This window comes from Amycolatopsis pithecellobii (assembly GCF_009707865.1).
GTDB lineage: Bacteria > Actinomycetota > Actinomycetes > Mycobacteriales > Pseudonocardiaceae > Amycolatopsis_E > Amycolatopsis_E pithecellobii.
Map to the genome: position 1 here is coordinate 47,100 of NZ_WMBA01000005.1, position 26,819 is coordinate 73,918.

Here is a 26,819-nt window from a genome sequence, read left to right on the forward strand (position 1 = left end):
TTACTAGTACCCACACCCGTGGGCGCGACGATGACGAAGGGCGGACGATGCCGGCGCTGAAACTGGTGGTCGCGTGGGTGACCTTGTTCGTGGTGGGGACCGACTTGTTCGTGGTCTCCCCGATGCTCGAGTTGTGGAGCCGGGAGTTCGACATCGCGGTCGGCACGGCCGGCCTGGCGGTGACGAGCTTTTCGGTCGCCTACGTGCTCGTCGCCCCCTTCCTGGGCAGATGGGCCGACCGCGCGGGGCGCAGACGGGCACTGCTCATGGCGCTGGCGGCCTTCGCGGCGGCGAACTCCCTGACCGCGCTGACCGTGCATCCCGCCATGCTCATCGGGGCGCGGGTGCTCGCCGGGATGTCGGCGGCCGGGATCACCCCGACCGTGTTCGCACTCGTCGGGGCCGCGGCCAAGCCGTCGCGGCGGGCGTGGGCGCTGGGCATCGCCACCTCCGGGCTGCTGTCCGCGCTCTGGCTCGGTGCGCCCGCCGGTGAACTACTGGCCCGCTCGGTGGGCTGGCGCGCGGTGTTCGCCGGTCTCGCCGCCGTCGCGCTGGTCATCGCGGTGGTCAACCGCTGGTGCTGGGAACGCGACCCGGCTTCGGCGGCGGTGGGCACGGCCGAACGGGCGACGGTGCGGACCAAGCTGGCGGCGGTGCTGCCCACCACGATCTGGGCCGCCGCCGTCTACGGGGTCTACACCTACCTCGCCTCCGGGCTGCACGAGAGCGAGAACTGGACCAGCCAGGCCGTCAGCGGCGGGCTCGCCGCGTTCGGGGTGTGCGCGGTCATCAGCAGTGTCGCCGGGGGCCGGGTCGCCGACGCCCGGAATCCGCTGGTCGTGATCACCGCCGGTCTCGCCGCGACCGGCGCCGTCCTGGTGCTGCTGGGGGTCCTCGCCGGCGGTGCCAAGCCCGCGGTGATCGGCGCGCTCGGCCTGTTCGCCCTCGCCGCTTATCTCGTTTTCCCTGCGCAGCAAGCACAACTGCTGCACGAGCATCCGAAAGAAGGCTCGTCTCTGCTGGCCTGGAACCAGAGCGCGATGTATGTGGGCATCGCCGCCGGCTCGGCACTCGGCGGGCTTGTCGTATCCCACTGGGGTTTCCGGGTGCTGCCGTTCCTCGCGGGCGCGACCGCGATCATCGGTGCGCTGGTCGCACAGCGCGTGCACCGGCCCACGTCGCGCGGGGCTACAGTCGAATCGTGAGTGCCGATCCCGCGGAGCTGACCCGGATCGTCGAAGACCTCAGGCCGAGGCTCGCCGGTCTGGCCTACCAGCTGGTCGGGTCGGCTCCCGAAGCGGACGACATCGTGCAGGAGGCGTTCCTGCGCTGGCATCACGCCGACCCGGCCGGGATCCGGCACCCGTGGTCGTGGCTGGCGAAGGTCGTCAGCCGGATCGCGCTCGATCACCTGCGCTCAGCACGGCACCGCCGCGAACACCCGGCCGGCACGTGGCTGCCCGCGCCCCCGGTGGAGCTCCGGGACGACCCGGCTGACCTGCTGGTTTTCGACGAAGCCATCGCCACGGCCATGCTGGTCGTGCTCGAGACGCTGACCCCCGCGCAGCGGGTCGTGTTCGTCCTGCGGGACGTGTTCGAATGGCCGTTCGCGACGATCGCCGAGGTCGTCGGGCGCACCCCGCAGACCTGCCGGCAACTGGCGGCGAGGGCACGGCTCAAGGTGCGGACCGAGGGCCCGCGCACCCAGGCCGACCCGGTCGAGCACCGGGCGGCGGTCGACGCGTTCCGCGCCGCCTGCGTGCGCGGTGACCTGCCGGCGCTGCTGCGGACTCTCGATCACGACATCGTCATCCGCACCGACGGCGGCCGGCTGACCGCCGCGCGGAAACCCATCCACGGAGCCGAACGGGCGGGCACCTATCTCAGCCGGATCCTCGCCAAGTGGCCGGTGCGGCTTTCGGCCGCGACCGTCGGCGGGGCGCCGGGGATCGCGGCCGAATGCCACGGGCAGATCGTCGCCGTCGCGAGCGTCGTGGTCCGGAACCGGCGCGTGGCCGGCCTCGACATCCTCACCGACCCGGCGAAACTCGCCCATGTGCCGCGCGCGATGACACCCGCCCGGCGCCTCGAAGAAGTGCGCACCCGCCGGCGCTAGCGGATCGCGCTGATCACCGCGTGTGGGGTCCAGGTGTCACCCGGCAGATGGCGGACTTCGCGGAACCCGGTGTCCACCAACCATTTCTCGTACTCGTCCCACCGGTAGATCGTGCTGTTCTCAGCGGGCAGGGTGGCGAAATACGCGTTGTCGAGCGCCGCGTAGAGCGGGCCCTCGGGGCTGTCTGCCATGGCACTGAAAATGAGCACCTTCCCGCCGGCGGGCAAGGCCTGCCATGCCTTGCCCAGCAACGTCCGGTTCTGCTCGGCCGACCAGATCAGCAGCTGGTTCGCGAACAGCACGCAATCGTGCCCACGTGGGAAGGCGTCGCGGAACATGTCGGCCGCACACACGGAAATCCGGTCGGACAGTCCACTGTGGTCGATCTTCTCCCGCGCGATCTCCACCGCACCGGGCAGATCCAGCACCGTGAACCGGACGTGCGGATACCGCTGGGCGAGCGCGATCGCGTTCACACCGTCGCCGCCGCCGACATCCAGCACGTGCGTGACACCGGTGAGATCGGCCTTGCCGAGCAGCACCGGGTTCGACAACCGCGACCACGACCGCATGCACCGGTAGAACAGCTCCTCCAGCGCGGGATCCTCCGCCAGCCGGTGATAGAGGTCGGTCCCTTCACCGGGAAAGCGGCGCAGTCCGACATTCCGGTTCTGCCGCAACGATTCCACGAAATCCGCCTGGGCGGGGTAGACGATGCGGTCCTCGAAAGTGATGAGATCACCGAGGATTTCCCAGCTGTCGTCGGCGAACATGGCGTCGATCAACCGGGCGTTGCGGTAGCGCCCGTTGTCGAACACGGTGAGCCGCAACGCGGTGGTGCCGAGCAACAAGATGTCCGCGGACCGCGGCGCCACACCGAGTGCCCCGGCGATGTCCCCGGCCGTCAGCTCCGGGCGCTCGGCGAGCAGGCGGAACAGGCCGAGTTCGTGTCCCGCGTTGAGCATCTGGAAGGCGGCGGCGCCGAACAGCGTGCGCACGAGGTCGTCCCGGGTCAGGTCATCGGTCACAGTCGTTCCTCTCGTGGTCAGGTCACTCGGGCCGGCGTCGCCGGGTAGTTCTCGTAAGTGTGCCGATCGACGACGTCTTTCAGACAGCTCATCGCATCCCACACCTCGGTGAAACGCGTGTAGAGCGGCGATGGCGCGAGGCGCAGGCAGTCCGGCGGGCGGAAGTCCACGACGACTCCCGCGCCGGCCAGTGCCTGGCTCAGCCGCCACGCCTCGCGGCTGCGCAGGCTGACATGTCCGCCCCGGCACGCAGCATCGCGGGGAGAGGCCACCGTGAGCGGACCGCCGGCGAACCAGTCGTCGGCCAGGTCGGTGATCAGCCGGCACAATCGCACACTCTTGCGGCGGATCTCCTCGACCCCGGCTTCGATGCACAGCTCGACTCCGGGTTCGACGGCGGCCAGCGAGAGGATCGGCGGTGTGCCCACGAGATAGCGGCCGATCCCGGCGACCGGATCGAACAGCGGCCCCATGTCGAACTGGTTCCGCTGCGCGTACCAACCCTGGATCGGCGGCCGGAACCGGTCCTGCAGATCGCCGCGGACGTAAAGGAAACCGGGCGCGCCGGGCCCGCCGTTGAGGTACTTGTAGGTGCAGCCGACCGCCAGTTCGGCCCCCGCCGCCGCAAGATCCACCGGGATGAGACCGGCCGCGTGGCTCAGATCCCACAGCACCCGCGCCCCGGCCCGGCGGGCCATCGCGTTCACGGCATTCATGTCGAGCAGCCGGCCGGTCCGGAAATCCACCAGCGACAACACGATCAACGCGACTGAATCATCCATAATAGACTCGAGTTCGGCTACATCGGACATCGGGCGGCAGCTCACCCCGTACTGCTCGGCGATGCCCTGGACGAGATAACGGTTCGTCGGGAAATCCGCCGCGTCATAGATGATGGTGCCGGGTGTCGCCGCGAGCACCGCCGACGCGAGCTTGTACAGGTTGACCGAGGTCGAATCCGACAGCACGACCTCGCCCGGACGGGCACCGAGAATGCGGGTGCCGAGCAGATCTCCGGTGCGGGCGCCCCAGTCGATCCAGTCCACCCAGGACCGGACCAGCCCCCTCCCCCATTCCTCGGTCACCACGCGGGTCAGCTGCCGCACCGTGGCCCTCGGCAGCCGCCCGAGCGAGTTGCCGTCGAGATACAGCACGTCGTCGTGGCAGACGAAACGGTTCCGGAACTCACCGAGTGGATCGCCGGCGTCCCATGACGCGGCGGTCTCGCGATCGATTGCCGGCACAGCGATTCCCTTCGGTCACAGGCTGGTGCGCATCGACCACAGCTCCGGGAAGAAACGGTGCCCGGTGATCGAGCGCAGCCACGTCACCCCGCTGGTTCCCCCGCTTCCGGGTTTGGACCCGATGATCCGTTCCACCGTGAGGAGATGGGTGGAACGCCATCGTGCGAACAGGGATGAGACTTCGGTCAGCACTTCGCCGAGCTCGTACAGTTCCCGATGCGCGGCCGGGTCCCGGTACACCTCCAGCCAGGCCTGTTCGACCGCCGGTTCCGGGTGGTACAAGGTCGCCGGGTCACGGTCGGATACCGGAGCGGGAATGGACCCGGCCGACTTCGCCAGCAGCCGGATCACTTCGTCGTAAAGGCTCGGAGTAGTGAGTTCCCGCGCCACTTCGGGGTACCAGGGGGCGCGACGATGCGGCCGCACCATCTCGGGATTCTTGTTGCCCAGCAGGAATTCCAGCTTGCGGTACGAAAAGGACTGGAAACCCGACGCGGCGCCGAGGTGATCGCGGAACTCGGCGAACTCGGCGGTGTTCAGTTCACCGAGCGCGTCCCAGCAGGAGATCAGCAGGTGTAGCACGCTCGTGGTGCGGCGGATCAGTTCCGTCGCCGGGGTGATCATGGCGTCCCGGAGGTGCTCCCGCGCCCGGGACAGTTCCGTGTAGAGCAGATCGAACAGCAGTTCCTTGACCTGGCTGATGACGATGAACCGGTACTCCAGCGCGGCGCCTGTCCGTGGTTTTTGCAGCGACAGCAACACATCCATGCGTGCGTAGTCCACATACGGTGTTTTCCCCGGCGGGAAGTCGAGCCACGGCTGTCCCCCGGTCTGCTCGGCGAGCCGGCGCCGCTGCTCGTCCGACGACAATTCAGTCATGCCCGCTCCTCGTGTGCCGCCAGCACCGCGCGCCCCAGTTCGGTGGCCGGATCCGCCAGGTCATCGGGAAGGTCGAAGTGGTTCCGCGCCGGCGCCACGATTTCCGTCAGCTGCGTGCGATCACGCAGTTGCGCGGCGAGTTGTTCGTGCTGCCGGACGAACGGCGCCGTCTCCGCACCACCTCGGGCCAGGACGACGGGCGGCAAGGACGAAGGCAGCCGTAGCAACGGGCTGTTGCGGCGGGCGGCGCCGGCGGTGAGCCCCAACGCGTCGTTCACGTACGTGTGCACCAGCTCCCGCAGATCGTAGATTCCGCTCAACAGAGCCACTCCTGACAGCACCCGGCGCAGCACGGCGTCCGTGCACAGCGCCATCAATACCAATTGCGCCCCGGCCGAAGTCCCCGAAACGACGATGCGCGCCGGATCGACGCCCATCGCCTCAGCGCTGCCGGCGAGCCGGCGTAACCCGCGCCGCACCATGTCCACGATGTCGTCAAGCTGATACCGGGGCGCCAGACCGTACCCCAGCGCCGCATAGGCGATACCCGCCGACAGGAATGCGGGCGCGGCGAAACTGGAGTCGTCTTTGCCGAGTTCCTGCCAGTACCCGCCATGCACGAACACGTGCAGGCTCGCGCCGTGGTGCGCCGGGAAAAAATCGGCCCGCTCGTGGCGTCCCTCGCCGTAGCTCAGCGTCCGATAGCGGTGGTCGCGACGTGCCCGCGCACTCCGCTCGGCGTAGGCCTCCAGATATCCGGGCAGATCCGCGACCAGTGAGCTCGGCGAATACTCCAGGTCCGCGCCGCCCGTCATCGCACACCTTCCTGGCGCGGGGATTCGCGGAGCAGCTGCGCCAGTTCCAGCCGTTGCGTCTTCCACGTCGAGGTACGTGGCAGCTCAGCCAGCGGCCACTGGACCGGCTCGGCCAGCTCCGGGAGGTCGGAAACCGCCGTCTGCCAACGCGTCGGGTCGAGTGGGCTGTCGTCCCGGGTGCTGAGCACCGGCACGCCCCGGCCGCCGTCGCCGTGCACGATGACCACCTCCGCGAGTTCCTCGAGCCTGCCGAGCAGTTTGTCCTCCAGTTCGAGGGTGCTCGTGACGTTGGTGATCTCGTCGACTTCGCGGTCGAGCAGGTGGACCCGGTGGCGCCGCAGATAACCGAGGTCACCGAGGCGCCACCACGACCCGTCCGTCTGACTGGCGAAACGCTCCTCGTCGCCCAGATACGTGAGCGCACGGCCACGCGTCTGGACCTCCAGATATCCCGGGTGGTCCGGATCGGCCGGCATGCCATCCCGGCCGACCGCCCTGACCCGGGTGAACAACGGGAGCGGATAGCCGAGGCAGCGGCCGTCGGTGCGCAAAATGGACTGTCGCGAGTAGACCCAGCCCGAGATGGGCCCCGTCTCGCTCTGCCCGTACAACTGCACGAACACGGGACGAGACCGTTTCGAGGCCGACAGCACCCGGTGCACGGTCCGTGGATGCGCCGCGTCGAAGGTGCTGCTGTAAGTGTGCACACTGGACAGTGGCGCACCATCGGCCTCGACGAGTGACTCCCACGTCATGAGGCAGTTCGGTGGTGTTTCGACCATGCCCGGTCTGGTGTGGACGAACGTCTCGGCGACCCGGTCCGGCGAGGTCTCGCTCATCAGGACCAGCGGCATGCCGTATTCCAGGCTCGTCCCGATGGCGCTGTAGAGGCGGGAATGCGAGAACGACATGCAGACCGCGAACGGATCCTGTTTCCGCACCGGCCTCGCCAGCAGAACCTGCGGCACCAGGCGCCACCACAACGTCTCAGCGGAATGGACGACGAGCTTGGGTAGCCCGGTGGTACCCGAGGTGTGCGTGATCAACGCGGGCTGACCGGGATGCAGCCGGACCGCCGCGCGCGCCGGGGCACCGGCGAACCCGGCGAGACCGGGCACCCCCGATCGGCCCGCCCCGACCAGGAGGACCGAACCGTCCGATGTGGACCGGATGCCGGGCTGGGACAGCGTGTCCGGGTCGGTCAGCAGCCGGGGGCGGTCCAGGCGGGCCATCAGTGCGGTCACGATCTCCGGCTTCAACGCCGGCGAGAGCAACACGGGTACCGCCCCGACGCGGGAACACGCCATGGCCAGCAACGACACACCGAAGTCGTGTCGCTTGTGGACGACGACATGTTCGGCGGGCCGGATTCCCGCGGCCCACAACCGGGCGGCAAGCTCGGCGATGAGTCCGGCGACCGACCCCACCGTGAGCTCGCGGCCGCATTTCGCCACGTCGAGATCGTGGTCGAGGGTCACGGTCACCTCGGCGAAGCGCTCAGCGGCACGCTCGAACATCTCGCCGAGATAGAACGCCTTCTCCGGGAACGACCGGATGATCGGCATGGCTACTCCTCCTCAGCCGCGGGCACTGTCGTACAGGCGCAGGAAAAGCGGGTCGGCCGAGTCACGCGCGTGTTCCAGCTGACGGCCGAACCTGCTTGCGTAGGTGGCGAACCAGTCGGCTCGCTCGTGCAGGAAAAGCACGTCGTGCAGGGCCATCCGCCGCACCACGACCAGCGGTACCGGAGACCGGCTCACCGGGAAACCGTGGTTGCGCGCGGAAGGTTCGGCGCACTCCTGGTGGAACTGCCCGATCATGAGGCCACGTGCCACGGCCTCGTCCTTGACCGCGGCGTGTGCCTGGTCGAGCAGGGTCAGCCGGTCGGCGGGCAGGTCGGGCAGCGTCACCATCAGGGCGCGCAGTGCCGGGTTCGTCCTGCGGCGCCAGTCGTTCGCCTCGAACTCCTCCAGCACACACCGGATGATCTCGGTGACCAGCGGCAGGCTCGGTGCCGGGCCGACCAGGCGCACCCGGATCTCGAGGGAGCCGGCCCGTTGCGCCGGTTCCACGAACGGGCAGACCGCCCCGGGGCGCGGGATTTCGGGGCGGGGCCGGCAAATGTAGGTCGTCAGCCACTCGTCGACTAGCCTCAGGCTTTCCTCGACGGTGCGCGCGGGTGCTGCGAGAGTCATGCCATTCCTCGAACGCTGTGGGGTGGGAACGGTGGCGGTCACCGGGAATGGATCGTCACCACTTGTCCGGCGTAGGCCAGGCCGGCGCCGAATCCGAAGAGCAGGACGCGGTCCCCGTCGGAAAACGCACCGGAATCGTCAAATCGCGACAGTGCTATCGGGACGGTCGCCGCGATGGTGTTCCCGGTATCGACGACATCCGTGGCCAGCCGCCGGTCGTCGATACCGAGACCACGGGCGAGTGCGGTGATGATGCGGAGGTTCGCCTGGTGCGGCACGAAAGCGGCGAGTTTGTCCGGCGGGACGTCGGCACGGTCGCACACCTGTCTGGCCAACGGCGTCAGGCCGGTGGCCCAGCGGAACACCGCACGGCCGTCCTGGCGCAGCACCCTGGTGCCGGGATCGATCCCGATCAGCCCCGCCTGCGCCCCCGCGCTGCCCCACAGGACGGGACCGATGGCCCGTTCGCCGTGGGGCAGCACCACGGCCGCGCCCGCCCCGTCGCCGAAGAGGATCGCCGTGTCACGGTCGTGGGGATCGACCCACGCGGTCGCCTTGTCCGCGCCGATCACCATGACACCCTTGCTCGTGCCGACCCGGACCAGGGAATCCGCCACCCCCAGCGCGCAGCAGAAACCCGCACAGGCAACGGAAACATCGAACGCGGCAGGACGGTCGAGACCCAGGCGCGCACCCACCACCGTGGCGGTACTGGGAATCGTGGACTCCGCGGTGGAAGTGGCGACGATGACGGTGTCGATCCCGAGTTCGGTGGCCGCCACGCCGGCCAAGGCGTCCTTCGCCGCAGCCACCGCCATATCTGCCACGGTTTCGCCGGGTGCCGCCACGCGGCGCTCCCGGATCCCGGTCCGGGAAATGATCCATTCCGGATCGACTCCCAGCCGGGCCGCCACTTTTTCGGTGCTCAGCACCGTTTCGGGACGGTAGTGGCCGAGCCCCCCTATCCGGGCGCCAGGCGACGGTTGCGGGCTCATCGGCTCGCCTGCCGCGCGGCGTGCCGGCGGTACAGGGTCAGCCTTCGCTCGCCGATCCGCTCGCGCGTCGCCGGATCCTCGATCCCGCCGCCTTCGCCCGCTGCGAGCCCCAATACCGCGACCTTCCCGATGTGCTCGTTGCGCTGCACCCGGCGCGTCGCCTCGGCGGCGTCCTCGAGCGGATGGACCTCGGACAGCGTCGGCACCAGATGTCCGAGCCGCAGCAAGCGATTGACCTCCGCGGCTTCACCGAAGTTCGCGCCGTGGCTGCCGATGATCCGCTTGAGGCGCATCCACAGGTAGCGGTTGTCGAAGGTGTGCTCGTAACCGGTGCTCGAACCGCAGGTCACGATGGCACCGCCACGACGTGCGACGAACACCGAAGCCCCGAAGGTCTGTTTGCCGACGTGTTCGAAGACGATATGCGGGTCCTCTCCGGTCTGTTCGCGGATCGCCTTGCCCAAGCGGCGCCACGAATCGACGTCCTGCGAGCCGAGTCCGAGCGCCGCCCGGTCGAGCACCACGTCGCACCCCAGATCCCTGAGCAGCTCGGCCTTCTCGGGTGAGCTCACCACGCCGACCGGTATCCCGCCGCCGTTACGGATGAGCTGGATGGCGTACCCGCCCAGCCCGCCGGTGGCACCCCAGACGAGCACCACGTCACCCTGCTTCATCCGCGCACCGCGCGGGCTGACGAGCATCCGGTACGCCGTGCCGGCACACAACAGGTTCGTTGCCGCCTCCTCCCAGGACAAGTGGGGCGGTTTGGGCAGCAACTGGTTGGCGCGCACCACGGCGAACTGGGCGAGCGAACCGAAATTGGTCTCGAACCCCCAGGCGAGCTGATCCTCGGCCATCATGCCGTCGTCCTGCCCCGCCGGGGTTTCGGTGTCGATGTGTCCAGGATGGACAACGACCCGGTCGCCCGGTTTCCAGCGGCGCACCGCCGCCCCCACCCGGACGACGACGCCGACCGCGTCCGAGCCGAGGATGTGATACGGCTGATCGTGCCGGGACTCCCAGTACCCGCGACGGCCGAGCTGGTGGAGAAACCGGAAACCCGGGATCGGCGCGAACATCGCGGACCACACCGTGTTGTAGTTGATCCCGGCCGCCATGACGGCGACCAGCGCCTCGTCCGGGGCCAGTTCGGGCATCGGCACCTCACCGACCTTCATACTCTTGCGGACATCCCGGTCCTCCTCGCCCGAGAACATCTCGACGTCCTCGACACGCAGGTGTGCGGCCAAATAGGACTCCGGCACCGGACACGCCCGCAGTTCCGGCCCGTCCGCTCCGGCGCGGACCGCATCCACCAGCTCACTCACTTCGGCTCCCTTCCGTGGAATCGGCGGCACCACTCATGCGGCGGCTCCCCCGTCGACGACGAGGTCATGGGCGTATACGAACGAGGATTCGGCCGAGCAGAGCCACAAAATCGCCCGTGCGACCTCGTCGGGCCGACCCGATCGGCCGGCGGGGATCGTAGCCTTCATCCGCTCCGCGCGGTCCTGTTCGGACTCACCGGGTCTGCGCGACATCGCGGTGTCGATCGCCGCCGGGCTGACGATGTTGATCCGGATTCCGCGCCCCGCCTGCTCTTTCGCGGCGGTTCTGGTGAGCGCCTCGACGGCCGCTTTCGTCGCGGCATAACCGCCGGTCCCGGGTACGGCACCGTGCCGGCCGATGACCGAGGACACGGTGACGATCCGGCCGCCCGCTTCACACATCGCGCGGATCTCGTGTTTGAGGCACAGCCAGGTGCCCGTCAGGTTGGTCGACACCAGCCGTCCCCAGTCTTCGGAGGTCAGGTCCTCGACCGGCGCTGTGGAGAAGTATCCCGCGCTGTTGACCGCGATGTCGAGACGGCCGTGTTCGCTGTCCACTCCGCGGAAAAGTTCGTCCACTTCGGACTCTCTGCTGATGTCCACCGGTTTCACCGTCACCGCACCGTCGATCGCCGAAGCGGTCTCCCGCAGGGTGTGCACGTTCCGGCCGGCCAGTATCACGTGCGCGCCCTCGGCCGCGAACGCCCGCGCGGTCGCACGCCCGATACCGGAACCGGCGCCGGTGACCAGCACCGTCTTTCCCGGAAAACGTCCTGTCACGCCGCTTCACTGCCTTCCGAGGTTCGTGTCGAGCTCGTCGAGGGCCCCTGGACCCGGTTGCCAGCCATGGGAAACCGCGATGCGGGCCATGACCGCCATCCTGGCCGGGTCTGGTTGGTCCGGAAGCTCACCGGGCCGGGCCGGGAATCCGGCTTCGAGAAAGAACCGTTCGAATCCGCCCGGGGTGTACCAGAACAGCAGCCTTGCCGCGTGCACCGACTCGTTCCGGAACCGGTGCACCGTCCTTTTCGGAATGAACACGAAGTCACCGGCCCGCGCGAGGAAACTCCGTTTCCCGTGGGTGATCCGCACCTCACCGGACAGGACGTAGAACGATTCGTCCTCGTGCGTGTGCGCATGCGGGCGCGGGCCGCTTCCCGGCGGGACCGTGGCTTCCACGAAACCGAGGGCACCACCGGTGTCGTCCGCGGTGACCTTCACGGTGTAGGTGTCACCGAAGACCCAGACGGGCCGGCCCGCGCCGGCGGGAACGTGGATGGCGCTCGGCTCAGTCATGATCGTGCGTGCCTCCGATCAGGGCCACCTGGTCGGAGACCGTGGTCTTGCGCGGGATGACGGGCAGCCGGTCGAGGGTGATCCCGAAGTACTTCAGGTACGCCGCCCGGATTTCCGCCTCATCGTGGAGGAATTCCTTGGTGCGCTTGCCGTTGCGGGTACGGATGAGGACGTCACCGCTGAGCGTGATCCGCCCGTCCGGCACCACGATCGAGCAGTACAGCCGATCGTGAATGGGGCTGTCCGGGGCGCTTTCCGCCCACCGCAGGATCGGGGCCAGCTCGGTCAGCGACCGGGGCCTGGTCTCGATCCGGTACACCGGTTTGCCGTCGCGGAGCACGTCCAGGTCCCCGTGTGGTCTGTCCACGACCTGGAAGACGCCGTGCGGATCGGGCTGCGGGTCCCGCACGTCCATCCGGAGCGGATACCGGCTGCTGCCACCGAAACCGACATCGACGAGCCACGGTTCCGGAGTGCTGACGCACAGCAGGACATGCCCGAAGATGGTGCCCAGCCGGTCGCCGTAGAACACCCGGCCGCCCAGCAGTTCCGTGTGATAACCGAGGGCACGCAACAAGGCGTCGAAAGCGGATGCGTTGAGTTCACGGCATCCTCCGCCCCGCTGCTCGCGAACCACCTTGTCCACGGCGGCATCGCCGAGCGGTAGCGGGCGGCCCAGATGCGTGTCGATGTTCTCGTACGGCACCGAGGCGAGATGTTTCGCCTGCAGGTCCCGCAGACCGGCGGCGTCGGGCACCCGTGGCCGGGTGGCACCGATCCGGCGGAGATAGGCGTCCACGGTCTCGTCGTCGAGCTCGGTCATCTCAGGTCCTTGCGTCACAGCGTTGCCTTTTCCGCGTCGTAGCCGTAAATCCAGGCACGGTCGCGCAGTTCGTCGGCTCCGCGCAGACCGGTGTCCCGGCGATGTTGTTCCGCGCTGTCGGGAAGGTGGGCGACCGTGGCACGAGATCGCGACGATGCCTGTATCGCGGATGTCCGTTGCCTGCGCGCCTTTTCGTATCGGCGTAAGGCGCCCGGCGCACCGGCCGGTGTGCTCGCGGCCAGGCAGCGGGCCAGGACGACGGCGTCCTCGATGGCCTGGTTCGCGCCCTGTGCCAGGGTCGGCAGCATCGGGTGGGCGGCGTCACCGGCCAAGGTGGTCCGGTCCGCGCCCGTCCACGCGACCGGATCGCGGTCGTAGAGCGCCCATTTGCCCACCAGTTCGGCGCCGTCGAACAGCTGCCGGACGTCGTCGTGCCAGTCCGCATAAGCGGCCGTCAGTTCCGCTCTGCTGCCCTGTGCCGACCACGATTCCTGCGCCCCGTGCGCGGCCGGGACGGTGGCCGAAAAGGCGAACGAGCGCCCGGCGGAGACCGGATAGCACACGCAGTGCCGGCCCGGCCCGAGCCAGCTGACGATTTCCTCGTCGCGGAACGGGACGTCCTGCCGTGGCACGAGTCCGCGATAGATCGCTTCCCCTGTGAAGCGCGGCGTGTCGATGACCAGCGATTGCCGCACCACGGAATGGATCCCGTCCGCACCGATGACGACGTCGGCTCTTTCGGCGGCCCCGGTGGCAAACCGGACCGCGGTCACGTCCCCGGTTTCCACGCCCACACAGGAGCTCCCCAGCCGCACTGTCCCTTCAGGCAGGGCATCCGCGAGCATCCGGTGCAGATCGGCTCGGTGCATCGTGTAGTAGGGCGCACCGTAAAGCTCGACGCAGTGCTGCCCGAGCACGGTGTGCCCCAGCACCTGCCCGTCCCGCCAGCGTCGGCGGCGCAGTGCTCGTGGCCGCGCGGCGGTGCGCATGAGCTCGTCGCGAAGTCCGAGGCGGTGCAACAGTTTCGATGCGTTGGGCGCCAGCTGGATACCGGCTCCGACCGGCCCGAGCCGGCCGGCCTGCTCGTAGACCCGGCAGGCCAGCCCGGCTCGGTGTAACGCCAGCGCCGTGGTGAGCCCAGCTATCCCGGCACCGATCACCGCGATCCGCATACTCATTTCTCCAGGCAGAATTCGTCGATCGGGTACCCGACATGCCGGTCGGCGCTGGGCAGGTGACCGAGCACCCTGTCCCCCGGCCGCAGTTCGGTGCTGTTGAGTACCGTCGCGCCCGGCCCGAGCACCCGCACATGCCAGTCGTCCTGCAGGATCAGGTTCACCGTGACCCCGCCGGGGCCGACCGCGTCGATCGCGATAAGGGGGCGGGTCTCGATCTTCACCCTCCCCACGGTCACCAGCCGGGCCTGCCCTTTCGTGTCCACCGCGAGCACCTTGCTGCCCGACCGCAGCTCGCTCAGGTAGTGCGTACGACCGTTGTCCCGCAACGTGTACGAGTGGATCGCGCCGGCATTCACCCGGAACGGCCGGGTCGGCATGTACGGGAGCGGGTGGGTTTCGCTGACGCACAGGATCATGCCTTTGGAATGCGAGCCGACGAGAATGCCTTCGTCCTCCCGGAAATGCGTACACGTGTCGACGCACGCACGCTCCCCGATCCCGACGTGGCTGACCTTGGTGACCTCCAGTTCCACCAGGTCCACTGTGGACGTTCCCGACGCGGCGGCGGCGAGCAGGCCGGACACCTCGCCCACCGTCGCCGGCGCGAGCAGCACCCCGTCGGCGCCGTGTTCGAGTACCCCGAAGACGACCTCGGCCTCCGCGATATCGGCGACCGCCGTGATGATCGTGCCACTCGACTGCGCCGCCGCGGCGAGCACGATTTCCAGCGGGATCTTCGTGGGATCGCGGAACAGCACCACGGTCCAGGGCAACAGTTTCGCCGATTCGCAGGCCAGCTCCAGCGATTCCGGATCGGTGACCTCGACGAACCTGCCGACCTCGGCACCGGCTCCCGGCTGCGCCAGCTCGGCGGGGTGTCCACTGTGGTGCAACACCACGTCCGCGGCATCGGTGGCGATATCCTGCCCTCCGTCCGGCCGCCACAGCACTTTGCGGATCGTCGGGGGCAGGCCGGTCAGATCCTCGGCACGGTCGCTCAGCACCGCGTCCGCCCGGTTGTGCACCGCCTCTTCGATGATCGCGTCCTTGAGCTCGCCGGCGAGGCCACGCAGGTCGATCCAGCTCAGTTTCATGCTCTTACCTCCAGCGGATGGCCGGAACGGGAAGCCACGGCGGGCTCCCAGTCGGCGGGATGGACCACAGTGGACAGTTCTTTTGCCAGGCCTGCCGGGTCTGCGGACTGGAACACGTTGCGGCCCATGGCGATCCCGGCCGCACCGGCGGCGATCACGTCTTCGGTCAGCCGGGCGACCTCCGTCCCGGCGCCGAGCGGCGGACCACCGGCGACGAGCACCGGAATCGGGCACGAGCGCACCACGTCCGCCAGCCCGGCGGGTGAGCCCGGATACGGAAGCTTGACCAGATCGGCCCCGAGGTCGGCGGCGATGGTGGCGGCATGGGCCACCACATCGGTCTGCACGAGATCACCCATTCCGGGTCCGCGCGGGTACATCATTGCCAGCAGTGGGATGTTCCAGTGGTCGCAGGCGTCCCCGACCCGGCCCAGATCGGCCAATTGGGTGTGTTCGGTCGCGGACCCGAGGTTCACGTGGACGCTCACCGCGTCCGCCCCCATCCGCAAAGCCTCCTCCACGGTCGAGACCAGGTACTTGCGGTCCGGATCCGGTGCGTGTCTCGTGCTGGCCGACAGGTGCACGACGAGCGACAGCCGGCTGAACAGCCGCGCCCCGAGCCGTCGTGCGCTGCCCTTGTGCAACACGACGGCATCCACACCGGCGCGGTCGAGCAGGCGGACGAGCCGGTCCAGCTCACGGGTTCCGGTGATCGGGCCGTCGGTGACGGAATGGTCCAGCGGCACGACGAACAGATGCTGGTCGCCGTGCCGGAACAGCCGCCGCAGGCGGATCTCCCGCCCGAAAGAACTGCTGGCAGACAATCGCGTTCCCCTCCGAATTCGCTTTTCGCCTCGGGACCGACGCTAGCGAAGGGAATTGCCGGCCGGCCACTGCTTGATTGAGTAGTCCCGGACCACCCGCGCACTACTCGATCGATCAGCGGGAATTGCGGTCCGGAAACGGTGACCGGACGGTAATGTGATCGCTGTGCCGGGTTTTCGAGGGGGTGATCACCATGCGCTGGATCGACGATCTGCTCCGGCGGGGCGAGGAAAGCGAAATCCGGTTCGTCGGCGGGCAACCGCTCACGATGCAGCGGCTGCGGAATGAGGTGGAAAGGCTCACCGCGCTGTTCGGTCACCTGGGGGTGCGCGGGGGCACGTCGGTCGCGGTGCAGGTGCCGCCCAGCTTCACCTTCTTGTTCGCGGTGCTCGCTTTGTGGCGCCGCGACGCAGAAGTCCTGTTGCTGGACCATCGTTCCTCGGCCACCGACCGGGCGCGATTGCTGGCACTGCGCGGAAGCAGCCTGCTCCTGCGCAGTTCCGGCGGCCGGCTGGTGCGGGACTTCACCGACGAATGCGAGCTCGTGATCGAGCGCCGCCCGAACGGGCACCACTCCGCTCGCCACGCGCTCGTCCAGCGCAGTTCGGGCACCACCGGCACCCCGAAGATCGTGTGCCGGTCGGCGTCCTCATTGCGCCGGGAAATCGTCTGCACGGCGGCGGTACCCGGTATGCCACGAGAAGGCGATCGGGTGCTGCTGCTCAATTCCGTGATTTCGTCGTTCGGCCTTCTCGGTGGAATTCTGCACGCTTTACACAACCGTTCGGTGGTGGTATTTCCTGCCGGTTCCGGACCGGACGCGATCGCCGCCAGGGCACAAACCGCTCGGGCGGACGTCATCTTCGGCGCGCCCTTTCATTTCGAGCTACTCAGCCGGCTACCCGAAGGCGCGACGACGGCTCCCGTCAGGCTCGCGGTTTCCAGTGGTGACACCGTGCATCGCGAGGTGTACGAACGCTTCCGCGATCGGTTCGGCATCCGGATCGGGCAGGCGTACGGCACCACCGAGACCGGCCTGCTCGCCATCGATCCCGCCGGGCTCCGACCACCGCCCGTGCTGGGCACCGGCACCGGAAACGTGCGCCTGCGGCTTTCCGGTGGCGAACTCCTCGCCAGGCTCCCGAGATCCACGGTGATCTACGACGAGGACGCTACCGCCCACCGGCCCCGGTGGCTGCGCACCCACGACCGCGTCGAGAAGGCGCCGGACGGTGCGCTGGTGTTGCGGGGGCGCACGGGCAGCGCACGGGAGATCGGCGGCCTGCTCGTGGACCTGACCGAAGTGGAGAACGTGGTGCGGGGACACGAAAAAGTGGCCGAAGTGGTGGCTTTTTTCGACGGGCAAACCATTTCCGCGCAGGTGTCGGCGCCGGCGGATCTGCAACCCGGGGAACTCATTCGGTTCTGCGCGACCCGCCTCGACCCGCGGGCGGTCCCGCGAGTGATCACCGTGGTCCGGCACGAACTGGCCAAGACCAGTAGCGGGAAGCTGATCCGGTTCCCGCAGCCAAGCATCTCCAGGAGGTTTTCGCACTCATGACCGCAGAGCCTGGCGCTTCGGAGGTCCAAGCACTCTGGTGGCTGCACGACGGCCGCTGGTACCAGGAAGTGGCCAGCCGTTTCGGGCACGGCACCGCCAACGAAATCAACGCGGCGGCGCTGCGGGTCGTCGCGGTCCGGGTCGGCAAGACGGTCGCCCGGCTGATGGGCAAGGCGGCGGACGCGTTCGACCACGGCGATCTCGTGCGGGCGCTGGACTTGTGCCGCCGCCGGATGTGGCCGGATCGCTATCTGCGCGTCGAATACGCGGAAGGCGACGATCCGGATGAGGTGACTTTGCAGCTGACCCGCAACTATGCGCTGCACATGGTCCGGCTGGCCGGCTCGCTCGAGCACTACCGATGCCCCTGCGACGAGGTGCGGGCCGGCTGGCTCGAGGGCCTCGGGTTCGCGGTGAAAGAGAACCGGACCGAGGGCTGCCTGCGCGACGGTGACCCGGCGTGTGTCCAGGTCTCCCGGTTGTGCCCCAACAGCATTCAGCGGAACACCGACGGTGCCCGGCCGGTGTGAACCTGCGCCCACGCCGCGAGTGCCGCGCGTGATTCCACGCGCAGTTTCCGGAACAGCTTGCGAATGTGGTAGTTGACGGTGTGCGGTGACCGGGACAACCGCCGCCCGATCTGTTGATTGGTCAGCCCTTCCGACACCAGCTCCACGATTTCGCGTTCGATGGAGGTCAGCTGGTGCGGGACCGGCAGCTCGGCCGGTTCCGGCTCCGCCTGCCCGGCCACGCCCAGCGTGATCAGCGCCGCGGGCGGGATCAGTTCCCGCGCGGCGCGCCAGAACAGCTCACTGCTGAATTCGACGATGCCGCCCCGGCTGCGCAGGATGTTCAGCGACACCGCCGTTTCCAGCGTGGGCAGCAGCGCGACCGGGCTCGACTCCAGCCTGCCCGCGAGCAGCCCCGGCGCGAATCCGCGGCCCAGCACCGCGGCCACCGCGATCCGGTGCCGGTCCTGTGTCGGCAACAGGCGCAACCGGTCCTCCACCACCTCCAGCAGGCGCCGCGGCAACCGGTCGGCCACCGGGCCCACGGCGCCGTCACGCCGCTCGATCAGGCCGTCGGCACGCAGCCCCTCCAGCAACGCGGTCACCAGCGCCGGATCCCCTTCCGCACGGGCGACCAGCTCACGGCACGAGGGCTGCAACGGGGCGCGCAGCAGGTCCTCGGCCAGTGCCACGACCGCGTTCTCCGGCAACGGCCCGAGCGGGATCCGCAGATCGATCGGACCTTCCGCGGGCACGAGATGATGCTGTGCGGCGGACCGTCCGGCCCCGCGCCTGGCCAGCAGCCACATCACTGGTCTGGACCTCAGGGTGCTCACGAACGAAGAGAGGACACACAGTTCCCGCCCGCCGATCTGGTGCAGGTTGTCCATGGCGACGAGCACCGGTAACCGCGCGGACTGCCGTTGCAGCCGGTCGAAGAATTCCTGACCGAACGACAGCACGTGGCCACCGTGCCAGACCGGCGGGCAGCATTCGGACAGCTGCACCACCGCTTCGCCATGCTGGTCAAGGCAGTTGCACGAGATGATCGAGAACCTCAGCCGCCTGCCCACCGCGACGGCGGCGGACAGCAGTGCGGTCTTGCCGGCCCCTGGCGGTCCCTCGAGCATCGCCACCTGCTCCCGGCCACGGGCGACCACCTCCAATGCCGCCGCCAGCCTTGCCAGTTCCGCCTCTCTGCCGTGGACGCGTGGCAGCACAACACCGCCGACTACCTCACGCATACCGGACTGTTCCCCCAAAGTACGCAGTCAGACCGATTCTTGGTTTCCGGACGATTCATCGACTGCCGTCGCCCCCAGAATTGTCAAACCCTGAAATGAGATTTTCATTTCGGATTTCAATGTCTCCGGCCGCCCTCGAAGCACGTTACTCACCGATAAGGGTGCGGTCAAAGCATCTATCCGGGAGGTACAACAGCACTTCTCCACCCCTTGTTGATCGACCAGTACAAAACTGGTACCGTCCACCCCATGGGGAGGCCACGCACCTTCGATACGGATGAAGTGCTGACCAAGGCGCTGGTCATGTTCTGGCGGCAGGGTTACGCGTCAACGTCCACAAAGGACCTTTGCGAGGGTACGAACCTGGGCCGTGGCAGCCTCTACCACGCCTTCGAGGGCAAGCAGGATATCTACCTGCAAGCCCTGCGGCGCTACTACGAGCTGGGCACCGCACCGGCACTGGCGATCCTCGACGGGCCGGAACCGGTCCGCGAGCGCATCCGCAAGCTGATGACCGCGGTGATCGACACCGACCTGGCCGATCCGGACCACAAGGGCTGCCTCGCGATCAACGCCGCCGTCGAGATGGCGGGCCGGGAACCCGAGGTCCAGCAAGCCGTTCGCCGGCATTTCCGCCGCATCGAGGAAGCATTGTGCGCCACGTTCCGCCGGGCGGCCGACGACGGCGAATTCAGCCGGGACCGGGATCCGGTGGCCACCGCCCGGTTCGTGATGAGCGCCTACTACGGCCTCCGGGTGCTGGCCAAGGCGACCGACGATCGCGAGGCCCTGCTGGACGTGGTGCGCGGAACCCTGGACGCACTGGCCTGATCGAGTACCACCGGGAAAGGACGACATGCCGTTCGCGATCTTCGTGCTGGCCGCCACGGTGTTCAGCATGAACACCACCGAGGTGATGGTCTCGGGGCTGGTGCCGGGACTGACCCAGGAGTTCGGCGTTTCCGTAGCCGCGGTCGGCTACCTGGTGTCCGCTTATGCGGTCGGGATGGCGATCGGCGCGCCGATCCTCACCGTCGGGATGCTGCGCTTTTCCCGCAAGGCCGCGCTGATCGGTCTGGTCGCGACGTTCGTCGCAGGGCAGACAATCGCCGCGCTGGCTCCCGCTTATGCGGTGCTGTTCGGGGCCCGGATCCTCACGGCGCTGGCCGCCGGTGCCTTCTTCGGCACGGCCGCATCCGTCTGCGTGAGCCTCGTCGGCGCCCAGAACCGGGGCCGGGCGCTGTCGGTGGTGTTCGGCGGGCTGATGGTGGCACAGGTGGCCGGATTACCGGCGGCGACTTTCGCCCAGCAGCATCTGGGCTGGCGCGCCAGTTTCTGGGGGGTCGACGGGCTGGCGCTGGTCTGTCTCATCGCGATCGTGGCGGCCGTACCGCGAACTCCGGCACCGGGGCGGATCGATATCCGGGCCGAGCTCGGCGCGTTCCGCAACGGCCGGTTGTGGGTGGCCTATGCGACCAACGCGCTGAGCGTCGGTGCGGTCTTCGCGACGTTCAGCTATCTGTTCCCTGTCCTCACCGAGCTCTCCGGATTCTCCGCGGCGGCGGTGCCGTTGCTGTTCCTCGTATACGGCCTCGCGACGGTCATCGGCAACATCGTGGTGGGCCGGCTCGCCGACCGGCACAACGTCGGGGTGCTGGCGTACGGGCAGCTCGCACTGGTGATCGTGCTCGCGTGTTTCGCCGTGTTCGCCGGCGACAAGGTGGCCGCGGTGTGCTGCCTTGTCGTACTGGGCCTGGTCGGGTTGCCGCTCAGCTCGGCACGCGGCGCGCGGATCATGGCAGTGTCCAACAACCGGCCGCTGATCAGCACGGTCGCCACGTCGATGGTGAACGTGGGCATCATCCTCGGGCCGTGGCTGGGTGGTCTCGCGCTGGGATCACGTCTGAGCTACCACGCTCCTATGTGGATCGGCGCGGTGCTCGCCATCGCCGGACTGCTGTCCGTGGTGCCCGCCGTGCTCGAAACGCGCCGCGCCACCGGGGAACCGGCGCTGGTGAGGCGGTGACCGTGCGACGGGTGGATCTCGGCGAAGTGCCGTATCCGCAGGCGATGGACGAAATGGCCGGGTGGGTCGCGCAACGGCGTGCGGAAACGGCCGGGGACAGGCTGTTCCTGCTCACCCACCCGCCGGTCATCACCTACGGCCGCCGCACTCCGGCGAGCGAGCTGCCCGCCGCATCGGGTATTCCGGCCGTCCCCGCCGACCGGGGAGGCTACGCCACTTATCACGGACCCGGGCAGCTCGTCGGTTATCTCGTGGTGAAACTCGGCTCCGGCAAACCGGGGCAGCTGGTGCGCTGGGTGGAAACCAGGCTGATCGCCGCCATGGCGGAGCTGGGTTTCACCACTTACCGGCGGGACACCGAACCCGGCGGCAAGAGCCTCGTCGGCGTGTGGGCGCCGGGCGAACGCAAGCTGGCGTCGGTCGGGATGCGGATCCGGGATGGGATCTCCAGCCACGGGTTCGCCGTGAACATCGATCCCGAGATGAGCGTGTTCCGCGCCTTCACGGTGTGCGGACTTCCTGATGTCACCATGACTTCGCTCGCGGAACTGGCGCGGGAACAGGGCCGGCGCACCCCGGGCGGCCCGGCGGTATCCGATGCCGTCGCGGCGGCTTTCGACGCCCCCGTACCGTGGCAGGCGTGACGGAAAGCGAAATTCCCGTTTCGGATGATCGAAACAACGGTCGGGACGGTGACCTTTATTTCGGTGCCACGACAGTTCGTTGACACCACGGTCAATGCTGAGTAAATTTGCCGAACAAGCCGGACCCGAATGTGGGGGCGAAGCAACACGGGCCGGTGCCCTGTCACCGAACCCTTGTTTTTGCGCGCCTTTTCACGAAAGGTGGTAACCGTTTTGTCTTCGGTCATGGAATCCGTCGAATCGGGGTTACTGGCCATTCCCGGCGAACCAAGATCCGTGCCATGGGAGGACCATGCGGCGCGGTCGTTCGAGGACCGCATGCTCGACACCGGCTTCCCTTTCCCCTGCATTTTCGGGGTGGACGCGGTGAAACGCCGCACCTTGCGCTATTGTTTCGTTCCCATTGGTCCAGACCGGACCGAGGCACTGGGGTCTGCCCTGCGCGAGTTCGCCGGCCAATGCGCCGAACTGGGCAAGCGGACCTCATTGGTCGCATTCTTCCAAAATGACCCGGAATTACGTGACCTGCGTGATCACGAGCGCGTGTTCTGGGCATTACTGGCCGAATTGATGGCGACCGATACCGCGCCGTGGCCCGCCGGGATCTCCACCGATACCGAGAGCTCCACCTGGGAGTTCTCGTATGCGGGTGTGGCGTTCTTCGTGGTGGCGAACACCGCTTTCCACACCACCCGGCGCAGCCGGTACTTCGATTATCTGGCGATCACTTTCCAGCCGCGGTTCGTGTTCGACGATCTGAGCGAGCAGAGCCCGGCGGGGCGCAATGCCCGGAAGATCATCCGGGCGCGCCTGCGCGAATACGACGACGTCCCACCGCACGCGTCACTCGGCAGTTTCGGCGATGAGCACAACCGCGAATGGGTCCAGTATTTCTTACCCGACAACGAAACCGTCGTCCCCGGCACGACGCGGTGCCCGGTCAACCACGGAATCCGGAGGAACATCGGCATGAGTGGCCCGCAGATCACCACCGTCCCTCCCGTCGAGCTGCCCATCACGCTGCGGGAGTTGCTGCCCCAGCAGGGCAGTATCGAGTTGCAGCACGACCAGCCGGGCAAGATGTTCACCTGGCACCAGCATGATCTCGACGAAGAGCTGTACGTCATCGACGGGGGGATGACCGTGTACTGGGTCGACCAGGACGGCGCGTACCACGAGCAGCCGGTCACCGCAGGCGCGCGAATCCAGCTGCCGGCGAACACGGTGCACGGCTCGACCGCCGCCGCGTCGGGCTGCCACTACGTCATCAAACCCGACGGCGGCAGAACGGCGGTGACCCGCTTCCTGCCCGAGTCGCAATGGCCTCACCCTCCGGTCCCGCCAGAGGCCGCCCGCTAGGTTCGGCGGGGAGTTCAGCGTCAGCAGGGAAGGTGCCCGTATGTCCGACACCGCCGGTGCCGGGGTCCACGACCTCGATCGGCATCTCACCCTCGTCCCGGCGACCGCGCTCGCGGTCACCACGGTGGTCGGCGGGGGTGCGCTCGTCCTGCCCGGTGCGGCGCTGCGGCACGCCGGGGCCAACGCGCTACTGGGGTGGATCCTCGCCGCGCTGATCACCATCCCGCTGATCGCCGTGTTCGCCCGGCTCGGGGCGCGGTACCCGTCGGCGGGCGGTGTGGCGGGGTTCGTGCAGGCCGCGTTCGGCCGGCACTCGGCGGCGGGCGTCGAGGTGGTCCTCATCGGCGCGTTCGGCCTCGGCATGCCGGCGATCGCGCTCAGCGGCGGCGGGTATCTCGCCGCCGTGTTCGGGTGGTCGCCGGGGTATTCGTGGCTGGGCGCGCTGATTCTCGTCGCGCTCGCCGCGGGGATGCTGCTCTCCGGCGGCCGGGTGTCGTCGAAGGTGCAGGCGGTGCTGGCGGCCACGTTGACGATCGGGCTCGCCGCCGCCGGGGTGGTCGGACTGGTGAACGGGCACGCCCATTTCGCCGCGCCGTCGGTGACCGGGTCCGGCAGCTGGACGCAGGCGCTGGCCGTGGTCGGCATCGTGTTCTTCGCGTTCACCGGCTGGGAGGTGGTGGCCTTCACCACCGCCGAATACCGCAACCCGCAACGCGATTTCCCGCGCGCGGTCGCCATCAGTTTCATCGTGGTCGTCGGCGTGTACATGCTGGTCGCCGCCGGGGTGCAGGCCACGCTCGACGTCCACGACCCGGCGACGGAGTCCTCACCGGTCGCGGCCGTCATCCGGGTCGCCGTGTCGCCCACCGCGGCGTCGCTGGTCGCCGTGCTCGGGGTGGTGATCCTCGGCGCCAACCTGATCGGCGCCCTGTGGGGCGCATCGCGGCTGGTCTACTCCAGTGCATCGCATCGACTGCTCCCCCACCGCCTGTCGCTGCTCACCGGCGCCCAGCGCACCCCGTCCGCCGCAATCATCGCCGTCACGGTGCTGTTCGCCGCGGTGATCACCGCATCGGCACTCGGCGTGATGTCCCCGACGACGATGTTCATGGTGGCCGGGCAGAACTTCTTCATGCTGTACCTGCTGTCCGCGGTGGTGTTTGTGAAGGTGGCGCACAGTACCGCGGCGCGGGTGTGGGGAGTGGTGATCGCGCTCGGCCTGGCCGTGGTGGTCGTGCTGGGCTTCCACTGGCAGGTGGTGATCTACGCGGCCATCCTGTTCGGACTCGGTTACCTGCTCTCCCGGTTGCGGCGAACGGCCGAGCAGGGTTGACGTAACGCTTGCCCGCGCCTAACTTCTCAAAACTGTATCCAGTTTGTCTCGACGAGGAGAGGCGGCGCCATGCGGCTTTCGGGCAAGAGGGTGCTCATCACCGGCACGGCAGGCGGCCAGGGCGCCGCGGCGCAGGAGCTGTTCGCCGCCGAAGGCGCCAGGGTCGTCGGCTGCGACGTCCAGCCGGGGGCGGCCGAGAAGACCGCGGAAGCGTTGCGTGGCAACGGTTTAGACGTGACCGGGCAGACCGTCGACCTCACCGACGCCGATGCGGCCGCGCACTGGATCGAGGAGTCCGCCGACTTCCTCGGCGGGATCGACGTGCTCTACAACAACGCGGCGGGGTTCGGGTTCGCGCCGTTCGCGGAGATGACCCTCGACCTGTGGCGGCATGTCCTGCACGTCGAGCTCGACATCGTCTTCCACACCACGCAGCCCGCGTGGAAACACCTCGTGCGGTCGGGAGGGGGATCGATCATCAACACCGCGTCGATGTCCGCTGTCCGCGGCATCGCCCCGCTCGGCCAGGCGGCCCATGCCGCTGCGAAGGGCGGGGTCATCGCACTGACGAAAACGCTGGCTGCCGAGGGCGCCGAGGCCGGTATCCGGGCCAACGCCATCTCCCCCGGGTTCGTGCAGACTCCGGCCACCGACGCCGCCGTGGGCGACGAACTGCGTGCCTTCCAGCTGGGGATGCACTTGATCCGCCGGGCAGGCCAGGGGGACGACATCGCACATCTGGCGGTATACCTGGCTTCGGACGAATCGACGTGGGTGACGGGGCAGAACTTCTCCGTCGACGGCGGCGTGACCGCGGGGTTCCGCTGACCGGACACACTGCACTGTCCATTGTGGAGCCTGCGCACCCGGGTGACGCGGTGTGGTACCAGCAGCCGCCTGCGCGCGGTGCGATCACGGCGTAGCTGCCCGGCGCCGCACCGCGCTGATCGCGGTGTCCAGCACCAGGAACAGCACCAGCGAGCCGCCGAAAACCGGCATGGCCCAGCAGAGCGCCGCGACGATCAGCACGCCCACGACGAGGACCGGCCGCGACAGGTGACGCCAGACCGATGGTGGCGCCGAGACGAGCTTTCCGTTGCCACGGCGGCGTTTCCACCACATCCGGTAACCGAGGACGAGCAACGCCAGTGTGCCGAGCGCGAGCAAGGCCATGGCGATCTCGTTGACAAGGCCGAGCAACGTGCCGCTGTGGGCCTGAATGCCGAGCGTGGTGAGTTTGGCCGCCGGCGGATAGTCCGGCCAGCCCAGCCGCGCGGTGATCTGCTGGGTGTAGGGATCGATGGCGATTTCGTCCTTGCGGATGGGCAGCCCGTCGCCGGTTTCGCTGACCTTGAACGGTTTTCCGGCGCGGGCCGGCGGGGTGACGGTGAGCTGACCGTCGATGCCCTGCGCCCGTGCGATTCCCACGGCGGTGTCGATCGAGATCGGCTGAGCTCCCGGCGGGACGACCACTTCGGGCGCACTCAGGCTCGGCGTCTTGCCGTTGACGGCGGTGATCGCCGCCTCCACCCGGCTGCCGGCGTAGTTCGACCACGTCAACCCGGTGATGCTGACCGCGAGCAGCCCGATCGCGAGCCACAGTCCCAGTGGTCCGTGCCAGGCCCGCGCCCGTGCCGCACCGGGTTGCGGGAGCAGCAACGCCCGCAGCCGGCGCTTACGGCGGCGCATGCCGATCCACAGGATCAGGCCGCCGAGCACCACGAAGGGCAGCCAGCTGGCGACGAACTCCGAATACAGCCGTCCGATATCGCCCAGCTGCAGATTGCCGTGGAAATCCCGCAGCCATTGCTGGGCCGGCGGGCGACCGCTGGTGGTGATCAGGTCACCGGTGATGTGGCCGGTGTACGGATCGACGTAGACGGTGCGAGCCTGCGCGGAAAACCCGCTGCCCCCCAAGCCCGGCTCGGACAGCACGATTTGCGTGGTGCGATCGGGCGCGTCCGGCGCGATGACCGAGCTCAGCGTGTCCTGCGGGTAGGCGGCCAGCGCCGCCTGTACCTGGTCGGCCAGGGAATGCACCGGACCGCTCGCACTGTCCACAAAGAACTCACCGGAGTAGAGCAGATCGTTGATCTGCGGTGTAAAGGCATAGACCAGTCCGCTGAGGCACAGCACCATCAGGAACGGTGCGATGGCGAGCCCGGCGAGGAAGTGCACCCGGCGGGCGAGCATGCGCAGTACGACACCGGGCTTCACCGGCGGGCGAATCCCGGCGGGCGACGGATCATTGACGGTCGTGGTCATCGCGCTACTCCCCAAACCGGGTCATTTCCGAACGGGCGCAAGACTAAACTGCTTACCGCCAT

26 protein-coding genes are annotated in these 26,819 nt (G+C 68.4%); 10 read left to right on the forward strand and 16 right to left on the reverse strand.

Annotated features, from left to right (window positions below; translation table 11 throughout):
• The first annotated feature begins 47 nt into the window (after positions 1 to 47).
• Both GKO32_RS04960 and sigJ read left to right on the forward strand, forming a co-directional pair.
• On the forward strand, positions 48 to 1,205 hold the full coding sequence (locus GKO32_RS04960) for an MFS transporter (RefSeq protein WP_154755585.1): 1,158 nt from the start codon (positions 48 to 50) through the stop codon (positions 1,203 to 1,205).
• Entirely contained in the window at positions 1,202 to 2,116 is a 915-nt protein-coding gene (gene sigJ / locus GKO32_RS04965; protein WP_166459387.1) for an RNA polymerase sigma factor SigJ, read from the forward strand. Before GKO32_RS04960 ends, sigJ begins: the two co-directional genes overlap by 4 nt.
• On the opposite strand, the gene GKO32_RS04970 is transcribed toward sigJ, so the two are convergent.
• From GKO32_RS04970 to GKO32_RS05035, 14 genes are read right to left on the reverse strand one after another with little or no spacing between them, the layout of a single operon-like run.
• A complete protein-coding gene (locus tag GKO32_RS04970) occupies positions 2,113 to 3,144 on the reverse strand; it encodes a methyltransferase (RefSeq protein WP_312867493.1) in 1,032 nt (343 codons plus the stop codon). The genes sigJ and GKO32_RS04970 overlap by 4 nt on opposite strands.
• 17 nt (positions 3,145 to 3,161) lie before the next feature.
• Complete coding sequence (locus GKO32_RS04975; protein ID WP_208024281.1) at positions 3,162 to 4,388, reverse strand: kynureninase; 1,227 nt, start codon at positions 4,386 to 4,388, stop codon at positions 3,162 to 3,164.
• 15 nt (positions 4,389 to 4,403) lie between these two features.
• On the reverse strand, positions 4,404 to 5,267 hold the full coding sequence (locus tag GKO32_RS04980) for a tryptophan 2,3-dioxygenase (protein WP_154755587.1): 864 nt from the start codon (positions 5,265 to 5,267) through the stop codon (positions 4,404 to 4,406).
• On the reverse strand, positions 5,264 to 6,082 hold the full coding sequence (locus tag GKO32_RS04985) for an alpha/beta hydrolase (protein ID WP_154755588.1): 819 nt from the start codon (positions 6,080 to 6,082) through the stop codon (positions 5,264 to 5,266). Before GKO32_RS04985 ends, GKO32_RS04980 begins: the two co-directional genes overlap by 4 nt.
• Positions 6,079 to 7,647, reverse strand: coding sequence for a class I adenylate-forming enzyme family protein (locus GKO32_RS04990; RefSeq protein ID WP_154755589.1), 1,569 nt, complete (start codon positions 7,645 to 7,647; stop codon positions 6,079 to 6,081). The genes GKO32_RS04985 and GKO32_RS04990 overlap by 4 nt, the downstream gene beginning before the upstream one ends.
• A 12-nt stretch (positions 7,648 to 7,659) precedes the next feature.
• Positions 7,660 to 8,277 carry a DUF6875 domain-containing protein gene (locus GKO32_RS04995; protein ID WP_154755590.1) on the reverse strand — a complete coding sequence of 206 codons (618 nt, stop codon included), beginning with the start codon at positions 8,275 to 8,277 and terminating at the stop codon, positions 7,660 to 7,662.
• A 38-nt stretch (positions 8,278 to 8,315) separates the two neighbouring features.
• The gene (locus tag GKO32_RS05000; protein ID WP_154755591.1) at positions 8,316 to 9,272 is read right to left on the reverse strand and encodes a beta-ketoacyl-ACP synthase 3; all 957 of its coding nucleotides are present in this window, start codon (positions 9,270 to 9,272) and stop codon (positions 8,316 to 8,318) included.
• The gene (gene ccrA, locus GKO32_RS05005; RefSeq protein WP_312867494.1) at positions 9,269 to 10,600 is read right to left on the reverse strand and encodes a crotonyl-CoA carboxylase/reductase; all 1,332 of its coding nucleotides are present in this window, start codon (positions 10,598 to 10,600) and stop codon (positions 9,269 to 9,271) included. The genes GKO32_RS05000 and ccrA overlap by 4 nt, the downstream gene beginning before the upstream one ends.
• A 33-nt stretch (positions 10,601 to 10,633) precedes the next feature.
• The gene (locus tag GKO32_RS05010; RefSeq protein WP_312867495.1) at positions 10,634 to 11,380 is read right to left on the reverse strand and encodes an SDR family NAD(P)-dependent oxidoreductase; all 747 of its coding nucleotides are present in this window, start codon (positions 11,378 to 11,380) and stop codon (positions 10,634 to 10,636) included.
• Positions 11,381 to 11,386: 6 nt separating this feature from the next.
• Positions 11,387 to 11,896, reverse strand: a complete 510-nt coding sequence (locus GKO32_RS05015; protein ID WP_154755592.1) for a quercetin 2,3-dioxygenase — start codon at positions 11,894 to 11,896, stop codon at positions 11,387 to 11,389.
• On the reverse strand, positions 11,889 to 12,719 hold the full coding sequence (locus GKO32_RS05020; RefSeq protein ID WP_154755593.1) for an arylamine N-acetyltransferase family protein: 831 nt from the start codon (positions 12,717 to 12,719) through the stop codon (positions 11,889 to 11,891). The genes GKO32_RS05015 and GKO32_RS05020 overlap by 8 nt, the downstream gene beginning before the upstream one ends.
• Before the next feature lie 14 nt (positions 12,720 to 12,733).
• On the reverse strand, positions 12,734 to 13,897 hold the full coding sequence (locus GKO32_RS05025) for an FAD-dependent monooxygenase (RefSeq protein WP_154755594.1): 1,164 nt from the start codon (positions 13,895 to 13,897) through the stop codon (positions 12,734 to 12,736).
• Positions 13,894 to 14,991: a 3-dehydroquinate synthase II gene (locus GKO32_RS05030; RefSeq protein WP_154755595.1), complete on the reverse strand. Its 1,098-nt coding sequence runs from the start codon at positions 14,989 to 14,991 to the stop codon at positions 13,894 to 13,896. The genes GKO32_RS05025 and GKO32_RS05030 overlap by 4 nt, the downstream gene beginning before the upstream one ends.
• Positions 14,988 to 15,815, reverse strand: a complete 828-nt coding sequence (locus tag GKO32_RS05035; RefSeq protein WP_154755596.1) for a 2-amino-3,7-dideoxy-D-threo-hept-6-ulosonate synthase — start codon at positions 15,813 to 15,815, stop codon at positions 14,988 to 14,990. Before GKO32_RS05035 ends, GKO32_RS05030 begins: the two co-directional genes overlap by 4 nt.
• 194 nt (positions 15,816 to 16,009) lie before the next feature.
• Here GKO32_RS05035 and GKO32_RS05040 point away from each other — a divergent pair, with 194 nt between their 5' ends.
• Complete coding sequence (locus tag GKO32_RS05040) at positions 16,010 to 17,377, forward strand: class I adenylate-forming enzyme family protein (protein WP_154755597.1); 1,368 nt, start codon at positions 16,010 to 16,012, stop codon at positions 17,375 to 17,377.
• A complete protein-coding gene (locus GKO32_RS05045; RefSeq protein ID WP_154755598.1) occupies positions 17,374 to 17,907 on the forward strand; it encodes a hypothetical protein in 534 nt (177 codons plus the stop codon). The genes GKO32_RS05040 and GKO32_RS05045 overlap by 4 nt, the downstream gene beginning before the upstream one ends.
• On the opposite strand, the gene GKO32_RS05050 is transcribed toward GKO32_RS05045, so the two are convergent.
• Positions 17,874 to 19,130, reverse strand: a complete 1,257-nt coding sequence (locus GKO32_RS05050; RefSeq protein WP_166459388.1) for a helix-turn-helix transcriptional regulator — start codon at positions 19,128 to 19,130, stop codon at positions 17,874 to 17,876. The genes GKO32_RS05045 and GKO32_RS05050 overlap by 34 nt on opposite strands.
• A 249-nt stretch (positions 19,131 to 19,379) precedes the next feature.
• On the opposite strand from GKO32_RS05050, the gene GKO32_RS05055 reads away from it, so the two are divergent.
• The 6 genes from GKO32_RS05055 to GKO32_RS05080 all read left to right on the forward strand — a co-directional run bounded on the left by GKO32_RS05055 (position 19,380) and on the right by GKO32_RS05080 (position 25,320).
• Positions 19,380 to 19,961, forward strand: a complete 582-nt coding sequence (locus GKO32_RS05055; RefSeq protein ID WP_154755599.1) for a TetR/AcrR family transcriptional regulator — start codon at positions 19,380 to 19,382, stop codon at positions 19,959 to 19,961.
• Positions 19,962 to 19,986: 25 nt separating this feature from the next.
• On the forward strand, positions 19,987 to 21,156 hold the full coding sequence (locus tag GKO32_RS05060) for an MFS transporter (RefSeq protein WP_154755600.1): 1,170 nt from the start codon (positions 19,987 to 19,989) through the stop codon (positions 21,154 to 21,156).
• Positions 21,153 to 21,800: a lipoyl(octanoyl) transferase LipB gene (lipB, locus tag GKO32_RS05065; RefSeq protein ID WP_312867496.1), complete on the forward strand. Its 648-nt coding sequence runs from the start codon at positions 21,153 to 21,155 to the stop codon at positions 21,798 to 21,800. The genes GKO32_RS05060 and lipB overlap by 4 nt, the downstream gene beginning before the upstream one ends.
• Positions 21,801 to 22,025: 225 nt before the next feature.
• Complete coding sequence (locus GKO32_RS05070) at positions 22,026 to 23,159, forward strand: YqcI/YcgG family protein (RefSeq protein ID WP_166459389.1); 1,134 nt, start codon at positions 22,026 to 22,028, stop codon at positions 23,157 to 23,159.
• Positions 23,160 to 23,199: 40 nt separating this feature from the next.
• Positions 23,200 to 24,492, forward strand: coding sequence for an APC family permease (locus tag GKO32_RS05075; protein WP_154755602.1), 1,293 nt, complete (start codon positions 23,200 to 23,202; stop codon positions 24,490 to 24,492).
• A 69-nt stretch (positions 24,493 to 24,561) separates the two neighbouring features.
• Positions 24,562 to 25,320, forward strand: a complete 759-nt coding sequence (locus GKO32_RS05080) for an SDR family NAD(P)-dependent oxidoreductase (protein WP_154755603.1) — start codon at positions 24,562 to 24,564, stop codon at positions 25,318 to 25,320.
• An 84-nt stretch (positions 25,321 to 25,404) separates the two neighbouring features.
• Here GKO32_RS05080 and GKO32_RS05085 read toward each other — a convergent pair whose 3' ends face one another.
• Entirely contained in the window at positions 25,405 to 26,757 is a 1,353-nt protein-coding gene (locus GKO32_RS05085; protein ID WP_154755604.1) for a PepSY-associated TM helix domain-containing protein, read from the reverse strand.
• Positions 26,758 to 26,819: the final 62 nt, after the last annotated feature.

Coding starts and splice junctions, on each gene's coding strand:
- GKO32_RS04960 (WP_154755585.1), top strand. CDS start 48: ATGCCGGCGCTGAAACTGGTGGTCGCGTGGGTGACCTTGTTCGTGGTG.
- GKO32_RS04980 (WP_154755587.1), bottom strand. CDS start 5,267: ATGACTGAATTGTCGTCGGACGAGCAGCGGCGCCGGCTCGCCGAGCAG.
- GKO32_RS04985 (WP_154755588.1), bottom strand. CDS start 6,082: ATGACGGGCGGCGCGGACCTGGAGTATTCGCCGAGCTCACTGGTCGCG.
- GKO32_RS04990 (WP_154755589.1), bottom strand. CDS start 7,647: ATGCCGATCATCCGGTCGTTCCCGGAGAAGGCGTTCTATCTCGGCGAG.
- GKO32_RS04995 (WP_154755590.1), bottom strand. CDS start 8,277: ATGACTCTCGCAGCACCCGCGCGCACCGTCGAGGAAAGCCTGAGGCTA.
- GKO32_RS05000 (WP_154755591.1), bottom strand. CDS start 9,272: ATGAGCCCGCAACCGTCGCCTGGCGCCCGGATAGGGGGGCTCGGCCAC.
- GKO32_RS05015 (WP_154755592.1), bottom strand. CDS start 11,896: ATGACTGAGCCGAGCGCCATCCACGTTCCCGCCGGCGCGGGCCGGCCC.
- GKO32_RS05020 (WP_154755593.1), bottom strand. CDS start 12,719: ATGACCGAGCTCGACGACGAGACCGTGGACGCCTATCTCCGCCGGATC.
- GKO32_RS05025 (WP_154755594.1), bottom strand. CDS start 13,897: ATGAGTATGCGGATCGCGGTGATCGGTGCCGGGATAGCTGGGCTCACC.
- GKO32_RS05030 (WP_154755595.1), bottom strand. CDS start 14,991: ATGAAACTGAGCTGGATCGACCTGCGTGGCCTCGCCGGCGAGCTCAAG.
- GKO32_RS05040 (WP_154755597.1), top strand. CDS start 16,010: ATGCGCTGGATCGACGATCTGCTCCGGCGGGGCGAGGAAAGCGAAATC.
- GKO32_RS05045 (WP_154755598.1), top strand. CDS start 17,374: ATGACCGCAGAGCCTGGCGCTTCGGAGGTCCAAGCACTCTGGTGGCTG.
- GKO32_RS05050 (WP_166459388.1), bottom strand. CDS start 19,130: ATGCGTGAGGTAGTCGGCGGTGTTGTGCTGCCACGCGTCCACGGCAGA.
- GKO32_RS05055 (WP_154755599.1), top strand. CDS start 19,380: ATGGGGAGGCCACGCACCTTCGATACGGATGAAGTGCTGACCAAGGCG.
- GKO32_RS05060 (WP_154755600.1), top strand. CDS start 19,987: ATGCCGTTCGCGATCTTCGTGCTGGCCGCCACGGTGTTCAGCATGAAC.
- GKO32_RS05070 (WP_166459389.1), top strand. CDS start 22,026: ATGGAATCCGTCGAATCGGGGTTACTGGCCATTCCCGGCGAACCAAGA.
- GKO32_RS05075 (WP_154755602.1), top strand. CDS start 23,200: ATGTCCGACACCGCCGGTGCCGGGGTCCACGACCTCGATCGGCATCTC.
- GKO32_RS05080 (WP_154755603.1), top strand. CDS start 24,562: ATGCGGCTTTCGGGCAAGAGGGTGCTCATCACCGGCACGGCAGGCGGC.
- GKO32_RS05085 (WP_154755604.1), bottom strand. CDS start 26,757: ATGACCACGACCGTCAATGATCCGTCGCCCGCCGGGATTCGCCCGCCG.